Source organism: Kitasatospora nipponensis (assembly GCF_039528135.1).
Taxonomy (GTDB): domain Bacteria; phylum Actinomycetota; class Actinomycetes; order Streptomycetales; family Streptomycetaceae; genus Kitasatospora; species Kitasatospora nipponensis.
The window spans coordinates 1-562 of sequence record NZ_BAAALF010001000.1; the positions used below are offsets into that span (position 1 = coordinate 1).

1 protein-coding gene is annotated in these 562 nt (G+C 71.7%); it reads left to right on the forward strand.

All coding sequences use genetic code 11. The annotated features are described in order from the left end of the window. The coding region (locus tag ABD323_RS44540; RefSeq protein ID WP_344447671.1) for an alpha/beta fold hydrolase at window positions 1-508 on the forward strand (508 nt) is incomplete at its 5' end. Window positions 509-562 lie beyond the last annotated feature (54 nt).

A 562-nucleotide genomic window follows, 5' to 3' on the forward strand; every position in this document is an offset into this window, starting at 1 on the left:
CCTGGTGGGCCACTCGATGGGCGGCAAGGCGGCCCGGCAGGTGCTGGCCCTCGCCCCCGACCGGGTGCAACGGCTGGCCGGGCTGACCCCCGTACCGGCCGGGCCCTACCCGCTGGGGGACGCCTTCGACCTGTTCCACGGCGCGGCCGCGCACCCCGAGAACCGCCGCGCGATCCTCGACCTGGTCACCGGCAACCGGGTCACCGGGGTCTGGCTGGACCGGATGACCGCCCAGTCCGTGAACGACTCCCGGCCGGAGCCCTTCGCCTCCTACCTGACCGACTGGACCACCGTCGACCTCGCCCCCAAGGTGGCCGGACTCCCGCTCCCGGCCCGGGTCTTCGTCGGCGAACACGACCTGGCCCTGAACCCCGAGCTGTACCGCTCGACCTGGGTCACCCACTACCCGAACGGCGACCTCGAACTGCTGCCCAACTCGGGGCACTACCCGATGTACGAGATCCCGGTGGCGCTGGCGACCACTCTGGAGGCGTTCCTCCGGGAGTGAGTTGCACTGTCCAGGGGCTCGGGGAACTGCGAGGAGATCTGGCGTTCGGGTCAC